The sequence below is a fragment of the Streptomyces sp. NPDC047072 genome (assembly GCF_040643855.1).
Taxonomy (GTDB): domain Bacteria; phylum Actinomycetota; class Actinomycetes; order Streptomycetales; family Streptomycetaceae; genus Streptomyces.
In genome coordinates, this window is the sequence record NZ_JBEYVC010000301.1 from 1 (window position 1) to 7,144 (window position 7,144).

Genomic DNA, 7,144 nt, shown 5'->3' on the forward strand with positions numbered 1-7,144 from the left:
ACCGATGCTGCGGATCTACGACGGACACGGCGGATTCACCAACCTGGCGGAGGTGCGGTTCGGCGGCCGACCGATGCCGCAGGAGGGGGAAGGGCATCCCCGGCCGCACCGCCCGCGGTGCGCGGTCAGTGCTCGCGCGGCGCCGGCACCACGCGCTCCACCTCGGGGTGGACGGTGAGCAGTTGACGCATGGCGGACTCCGCGGCCGCACCGTCCCCGGCGGCCAGGGCGTCGGCGATCCGGCCGTGGTGCCCCAGCGACGACTCGGTCGGCCGGTCGCAGCCGGTGACCGGCCCCCCGGAGACCTGGAGCGCGGCCGAGACGATCCCCGAGAGGTGCTCCAGCATGCGGTTGCCCGCGACCTGGATCAGCAGGGAGTGGAACTCTGCGTCGGCACGGGAGAAGGTGAGCGCGTCGCCCTGCCCCATGGCGTGCCCCATGATCTCGACCATGTCACCGAGACGCTGCTGGACATCGGCGCGACCGTGCCCCGCGGCCAGGCGTGCGGCGAGCGGCTCGATCGTCCAGCGCAGCTCGCTCAGCTCGCGGCGCTGGTCGTCCCGCTGCGGCCCGAAGGCCCGCCACTCGATGATGTCGGGGTCGAGGAGGTTCCAGTCACTGACCGGACGCACGCGCGTGCCGACGTTCGGGCGGGCACTGACCAGTCCCTTCGCCTCCAGAACGCGCAGCGACTCGCGGACCACGGTGCGGGAGACCTCGAAACGCTGGCCGATCTCCTCGGGCACGAGCGGCCGGTCGGCGCCCAGGTCACCGGAGACGATCATCTGGCCGAGCTGCTGGACGAGTTGGCCGTGCAGCCCGCGTCCGCGGCTGCCCGCGGTGCGCCGGCCCACGCGGCCCAGCTCCGGGTCCGCGGCGTCCCACACAGGGGCTCCTACGCGCTGGACGGCCGGGGCCTCGGCGTAGGGGTAGCGGTCGAGTTCGCCCGGGCCGGCCAGACCGGAGTCGGCGGAGCGGGCGGCGGTCATCATGGTGTGCGCAAGGGTACTCACGGATCCTTTGTCGGCCTCAGCCCCAACTCCCTTGAGGTCTTTGGTGAAAAGCACACGAAAGGGTGATCGCTCACCCCGTCGCAATTGACGCCTTATCGGAAAGAAATGGGCTTTCACCGGGGAGTTGTGCACAGGTCGGGATCACTTGGACACGGACGGTCGTCATCGGACCCTGCTGCGCAGGGTCGTGAGCAGATACGCGCACAGCAGGGCGGTCAGCGACAACGCCAGCGCGCCGCCCACGGGTTGGACGACGACCCTTACCGCTCCGGCCAGATAGCGCTCTCCCCCGAACGGCCACTGGACCAGGAGGGATTCCCGCAGCCGCGCGGGCACCCCGGCCGCGGCCCGCACCGACGCTCCCTCCAGCGCTTTCTGCACCAGAGGTACGACGAGAACGGGCACGGCGACCACCGCCGCGAGCCCGGCCGTGGTGGACCGGAACACCCCGGCGGCCAGCACTCCGGCCCAGGCGCACCCGACCACCAGCCCGAGCCAACTCGCGCTCAGCGCCAACCAGTCGGCGGGAACTTCCGTAAGCTCCCGTCCGTAGACGAGGTAGAGCGCTTCGGCGTCGCAGCCCACCGTGAGGAAGGCCAGCATCAGCGCGGTGGCCCCGGCGACGACGAGTTTCGCGGCAAGGAGCCCCAGCCGACGGGGCACGGTGCCGCGGTCTGCCGCCAGGGCGGGGTGGCGGAACTCGTCGCCGAAGGCGAGCGCGCCGAGCAGCCCGGCCCCGAGCGCCGCGGGCGGCAACGGCAGCTCTTCGGGCCACGCGGCCAGCAGGCGCGGCTGCGGCGTGCGTCCCACGCGTGCCAGGAGTACGGCGGTGAGGGCGGAGACGATGAGCACGGCCGCGCCCGTGAGGAAACCGGTCCCGATCCCCGCGGCGCGCCGGAGTTCGTACCGCAGCGGGCGCAAGGGACTGGGGGCGGAGCGGACGGAGATGGGGGGTGGGAGGGGAGACAGCGGGGCCACGTTCTTGAGGCTGGGGCGCGGGGAAGAGCCGGTGCGGGGAGCGCCGTGCCGACCACGAACTTCCTGACCGGCCCGCGCTTCCGGCTCAGTCACCCCCACTGCTCCGACCTGGGTTACGGCCGTCTCGGCACCCACGATCTGCGCCACGGCCACCTCGGCCGGCTCGGCCGTGTCAGCCGCCTCCGGACGACGAGGTTCTCCGGCCCTCAGCCCCGAAGCCTCCGTGCACTCGCCTGTCCACGGACCACCCGTGGGGGGCGACCCCGCCCCCGGTCCCATGTCCCCGATCTCGTCGGCGAGTTGATGGACGAGGATGCCGTGGCGGAAGGCGGCCTCGCCGACGTCGGCGCAGGTACTGCCGTACACGGACAGCCGGTTGCCGTCCTCTCTGACGATCTCGACGGAGCGGTGCGCGGTGCGCGCCTCCTTGGCGAGCTGGGCGGCCAGTCGGACGGCGTGCGGGCTGCGCACGGCCACGCGAGGCCGCAGCCGGGTGCGGGCGAACTCCGTGACCTCCTGGTCCGCCACGAGTCTGCCCCGCTCGATCGTGACGACGCGGTCCGCGGCCCGCGCGGCCTCCTTGGGCTCGGCCGTGGTGAACAGGACCGTGCCGCCCTGGGCCGCGTGCGCCCGCAACATGCCGTGCAACCAGTGGCTCTCGCGGGTGGAGAGCCCGTCGGCCGGAGCGTCGAGCACGAGCGTGTGCGGGTCCGCCAACAGGGCGCAGGCCAGTCCGAGCCGACGGTCCATGCCGCGCGAGAGGCTGCCGAGCCGCTCGTCGCGCAGGCTGACGAGACCCACCACTTCGAGGACCTCGTCGGCCCGCCCGACCGACACGCCCGCAGCGGCGCACAGCATGCGCAGATGGCCACGGACCGTGCGCGCGGGATGGCCCGGCACATCGCCCATGAGCGCACCGACCTCACGCGAGGGGTGCGCGATGCGGTGCAGCGGGCGGCCTCTGAAGTAGGTGATGCCACGGCCCTGTTGGAGTTCGAGCATCAGCCTGAGCGCCGTCGTCTTGCCCGCCCCCTGCGCCCCGAGAAGTACGGTGACACGGCCCGCGCGCGCCTCGAAGGACACGTCGTCGACCGCGGGCGCTTGGTCCTTGCGGGAGTTGCTGGTCAGTCCGAAGGCCTGGATCACCCGAAGCAAGATAGCGCGCTATGTCCGTTTTTTCGGGGCGTCACACCTCGGGACGCAGCATCGGGGGGTTGAGCAGAGTGGCACCGCCGGCCCGGAAGAGCTGCGCCGGACGACCGCCCTGCCGTGTGGTCGTACCGCCGGTGGGCACGAGGAACCCCGGAGTGCCCGTCACCTTGCGATGGAAGTTGCGCGGGTCCAGCGCCACACCCCAGACCGCCTCGTAGACACGGCGCAGCTCCCCGACGGTGAACTCGGGCGGGCAGAACGCCGTGGCCAGCGACGAGTACTCGATCTTGGAGCGGGCCCGTTCCACCCCGTCCGCCAGGATCTGGGCGTGGTCGAAGGCGAGCGGCGCGACCGGTTCTCCGTCCCTGCCGTAACCGCCCTGCTGCAACAGCTCCTCCACCGGCGCCCAGCGCGCGTTGCTCGCGTCGCCACCCGCCCGGGGCGCGGGCAGGTCGGGGGCGAGCGCGAGGTGGGCGACGCTGACCACCCGCATCCGCGGATCCCGCTTGGGGTCGCCGTAGGTCGCGAGCTGTTCCAGATGCGCTCCGTTGTCCTGAGCGGGGGCAGCGGGGTCGTGCGCCCGCAGTCCGGTCTCCTCGGCCAGTTCACGCGCCGCCGCCTGCGCCAGGTCCTCGTCGGCCCGCACGAAACCCCCGGGAAGCGCCCAGCGCCCCTGGAACGGCGGCTCGCCCCTGCGCACCGCGAGCGCACACAGAGAGTGGCGGCGCACGGTCAGTACGACCAGGTCCACGGTGACGGCGAAGGGCGGAAAGGCTGACGGGTCGTAGGGCATGCGGCGATCATAGTCGTCTGCCTGACGATAAACACTCCCTTCGCCAACCGCATCGACGGTTGATCCACTGCCGTCCGGCCCGCCCTCCGGAACACCGTCGTACGGGACGTCGTACGAGGTCACACTCCCAGTTGCAGTTCCTCGGCGGCCTCCTCGACCATGGCGAGCCCGAGTCTGCTGACCCGTACCGAGAAGGGTGCTCCCGCGACCCGCAGCCCGGTCAGGCCGATCTCGCCGAGCGGCACGCTGCTCACGGGACGCAGCGTGACCGTCCCCGCCGGGGCGTCGGGGCGGATGCCCGCGAGGGTGGCCAGCAGGTGGACACCGGCGGCGGCCGCCGTGGCCGCCGGGCGGCAGGCCGCGGGATGCGGAAGGGGAACGCTCCCGTCGGTGCGCTGCTCGCCCGCGTACATCTCGGGAAGCCGGTAGCCGAAAGGCTCGGCCGCCGCGAGCAGACCTCTGAGCAGGGAACCGGCTTCCTTCTCGTACCCCGCGGCGGCGAGGCCCGCTACGGCGACCGCCGTCTCGTGGACCCGTACGGCGCCGGTGCGATGGCCGAACGGGTTGTACCCATGCTCCTTCGCCCCAAGGCCGCGCAGGCCCCAGCCGGAGTCCATGGCCGGGCTTCCGAGCAGCCGGGCGAGCTGTTCGGTCTGCACCCTGTCGAGCAGTCCGGGCGCCTGCTCTCCCCCGCCCAGCAGGCCGGTGTCCAGCAGATGGACGGCCGCCGCACCGAGCTGCGGCACCAGGCGCCCGTCCGGGGCGCGGGCCGCCGCGGGCCGACCACCGCTCGGGTCCTCCAGCCAGAACTCCTCACGGAAGGCCACCCGCAGTCTGCGTGCCCACTCCCGCAGTTCCGCCCCGCCCGGTCTGCCGAACGCGTCCAGCAGATCGGCGCCGAGGACGGCCGCACGGTGGGCATGCGCCTGGGTCTCGCAACGGGCCGGGCCGCCGGGCTGCGGATCGCAGAGGTACGTCCCCCCGACCACGGTCGCCCTCAACCAGCCCAGACACAGCTCGGCCGCGGGGAGCAACTCCTCCGTCTCCTGGCGGGTGAGCCCCCAACGGCGGGCTTCCGCGAGGAGCGTGGGAAAGAGCAGCGTGGCCTCGGTACCCGTGCAACCGGCCGGCAGATGTGACCCGGCGTCCCGGCGTGGCCCGGGGATCATGCCGTACTGCGCCGTTCTGTCGCGGAGTTGGGTGCGCGCGAGGGTGCGCAGGGTGCCTGCGGCGAGCCGGGTACCGAGCGGCAGCGTCATCCGGGCGGCGACGAGCGCGTCCGCGGGGGCGAGTCCGCAGCGCCAGGGTGCTCCGGCCGCGAGGTGGGTGTCGGCGGGGTGCGCGGGGTCGCGCAGCAGCAGAGCCTGGAGGTCGTCGATGCTCGTGCGCAGGAGTGGCTGGACCGCGGGGTGGTCCCCGGTCGCCCGCGCGGACGCCAGGGGGCTCGTCGCCGCGCGGCCTACGGCCCGTACGGAACCCGCTCCGTCCAGCCGCACCCGCAGGTCGATCGTCGCGGTGCCGCCCGGGGGCAGCTCGAACTCCCAGCGCAGCAGGCCTGCCGAGGCCAATGCGTCGGCGGGTGGCGGGTCGGCCGTGACGGACACGCTTCCGGTCGCACAGGACCAGCGCAGCCCGGAGTCGTGGACGGTCGCGGGCAGTTCGGGTACCGCCCGGCCGGACGCGATCGCCCCGAGGTCCGCGAGATCGGTGCCGAGGGCCACCTCCACCGGCAGGCGCAGCGGGCGCGGCACGGCACTGTGGACGGTGATGCGCTCCGCACCGTCCGCGTGGCGTGTCCGTTCGACGGTGACGTCCGGATCCGGGCCCGCTCCCGGTGAGACCCGCAGGGCGGCCACGAAGCGCGCACGGTCCGCCGCGGTCGCCCGCGCCTGCACCGCGATCGGCTCGCGCCCGGCGACGCGGACCTGGCAGCGCGCGAGGACGCGCCGGCCCGCGCGGTAGAAGCCCTCCAGGCCACGACCGGTCAACTGTCCCTGATCCGTGGAGATGACGAGGCCCGGGAGCGCCACGCAGATGATCGCCGAGTGTGCCGGAGGCAGGCCGGCGGCCCGACCGGGGCCCGGGACTGACGGCGGCGCTGGCGGGCCCGCCGAGGTGGAGGAAGGCGGCCGAACGGCAGGACGGTTCATGGCCGGAGAGGGACGATTCGTGGACGGAGGAGAAGTCCGGTCCTGCCCTGCCGGCGCCGACGGTCGCCCCTGCGGTCCCGGCTCGCGGTCCCACGACGTGGACGGGGCGGCTCCTTCTCGCCCAGGTTCCTCTCGCCCGGCTGCCTCTCGCCCGTGTCCCTGAGCCGGTTGTCGACCGTGCTCGGCCGCAGCGGTGGTGAGGAACCGCGTGCCGGTCGGGACCCTCGGCTCCGGCGCGCCCTCGTCCGTCCTCCTCTGTGGCCGGTCGGCGCCCGCCGTCCAGGACGGGACGGCTGTTCCGCAGGGGGCGGGACGGCCGTCGGTGGAGGACGGGGTCGGCTGCTGCAAGGGGCGCTTCCTCTGCGCTCTGCACGCCTCGGGCGTGTTCGGCCCCCGGTGCGGGGTTCCTGAAGGACAAGGTCGATACGGCGGAACGGCCAGGTCAGGTGTTCCGCCACTCAGGTGAACGGAGCGGGCCTCTTCGGGGTCACGCCCATCGGCACGGAAGCCGACCGGATGGCGGCGGTCCGGATCCACCGTCCGGCGGCACCATCGGGTCCACCCGCGCGCGACTCGTTTCCAGCGGCCGCTCATCCGTCCCCCTCGGCGGCACCGCCCCCGGGCGGCACGCTCTCGGATCGGCGCCCGCTGTCCTTGTCCTGAACCGGCCGCCGCGCACCGGCTGCCCGGGGAGCGGCGGGGCGTGTCCCACCACGGGTCCGCTTGCGTCGACGGGAGGCGAGTCCTGCCGGGGCCACGGAATCCGCAGGATCTGCCGCGTCGGCCGGACTTACTGAACCTTCAACACCCTGCGTCCCGACACCGACACCGACACCCACACCGGCACCGACACCGGCACCGGCCCCGGCCCCGGCCCCGGCCCTACCTCGCTCCTCGGAGCCGATCACGTCCTTCTCCGCCCCACCGCTCACCTCCCCCTCGGCCTCCGCCCGTGCACGCGTCTCACGCCCTTCCCGTTCCGCCCGCAGGCACCGTCGGATCGACTCCGGGTCCAGGGGACAGCTCCCCGCGCAGCACGCCGTTCGCCATCTCCCGCA

Annotated in this window: 4 protein-coding genes; all 4 read right to left on the bottom strand. The window is 73.6% G+C overall.

Translation table 11 applies throughout. From position 1 onward, the window contains the following. Positions 1 to 125: 125 nt before the first annotated feature. Entirely contained in the window at positions 126 to 1,013 is an 888-nt protein-coding gene (locus ABZ896_RS51440; RefSeq protein ID WP_360946036.1) for an FCD domain-containing protein, read from the bottom strand. Positions 1,014 to 1,175: 162 nt separating this feature from the next. Further along, positions 1,176 to 3,137, bottom strand: coding sequence for an ABC transporter ATP-binding protein (locus tag ABZ896_RS51445; protein ID WP_360946039.1), 1,962 nt, complete (start codon positions 3,135 to 3,137; stop codon positions 1,176 to 1,178). Positions 3,138 to 3,177: 40 nt separating this feature from the next. Beyond that, positions 3,178 to 3,936, bottom strand: coding sequence for an NUDIX hydrolase (locus ABZ896_RS51450; protein WP_360946042.1), 759 nt, complete (start codon positions 3,934 to 3,936; stop codon positions 3,178 to 3,180). A 119-nt stretch (positions 3,937 to 4,055) separates the two neighbouring features. Further along, positions 4,056 to 6,086 carry a glycogen debranching N-terminal domain-containing protein gene (locus ABZ896_RS51455; protein WP_360946045.1) on the bottom strand — a complete coding sequence of 677 codons (2,031 nt, stop codon included), beginning with the start codon at positions 6,084 to 6,086 and terminating at the stop codon, positions 4,056 to 4,058. Positions 6,087 to 7,144: the final 1,058 nt, after the last annotated feature.